The organism is Streptococcus sp. SS-4456 (assembly GCF_036680365.1).
GTDB lineage: Bacteria > Bacillota > Bacilli > Lactobacillales > Streptococcaceae > Streptococcus.
The window spans coordinates 1-563 of record NZ_JAVIHI010000099.1 but is presented as its reverse complement, the minus strand read 5'-3'; the positions used below and the strand labels follow the sequence as shown (position 1 = coordinate 563).

General features: G+C 36.6%; 1 protein-coding gene. It reads left to right on the top strand.

From position 1 onward, the window contains the following. Window positions 1-207 precede the first annotated feature (207 nt). Complete coding sequence (locus tag RFK25_RS11525; RefSeq protein WP_029944240.1) at window positions 208-450, top strand: type B 50S ribosomal protein L31; 243 nt, start codon at window positions 208-210, stop codon at window positions 448-450. Window positions 451-563 lie beyond the last annotated feature (113 nt).

Sequence of the window (563 nt, the reverse complement as noted above, 5' to 3'; positions counted from 1 at the left end):
AAATTCCTGTTTGGGCTAGCCCAAACAACTTAACCTCTGGAACTCTAGTTATCAATGAACTTGTTGCACTTGACTTGACAACGTGCGACTTGAAAAAATATTAAAAAAACAGGTAAAAAGACTTGCCATAAGAACAAACTTTTGGTAAACTTAAATGGTTATAATCTATGGCTCGGAAAGAGACCATGGCAGAAAGGAATTTTTAAAATGAAAAAAGATATCCATCCAGAATATCGCACTGTTGTCTTCATGGACACAACTACTGGCTACAAGTTCCTTAGTGGTTCAACTAAGAAAACTAGCGAAACTGTAGAATTCGAAGGTGAAACTTACCCATTGATCCGTGTGGAAATTTCATCAGACTCACACCCATTCTATACTGGACGTCAAAAGTTCACTCAAGCAGATGGACGTGTGGATCGTTTCAACAAAAAATACGGTCTCAAGTAAAAAAACAGTCCTTAACGGACTGTTTCAGACTGAAGACAAAGTCCTTAGAATTTATTTTCTAAGGGCTTTTCTTCGTATTTAGGAGTATAATATAATAAAAAGGACTTGTGAGG

Excerpts from the sequence above, each read along its gene's own strand:
- RFK25_RS11525 (WP_029944240.1), top strand. The coding sequence starts at position 208 with ATGAAAAAAGATATCCATCCAGAATATCGCACTGTTGTCTTCATGGAC.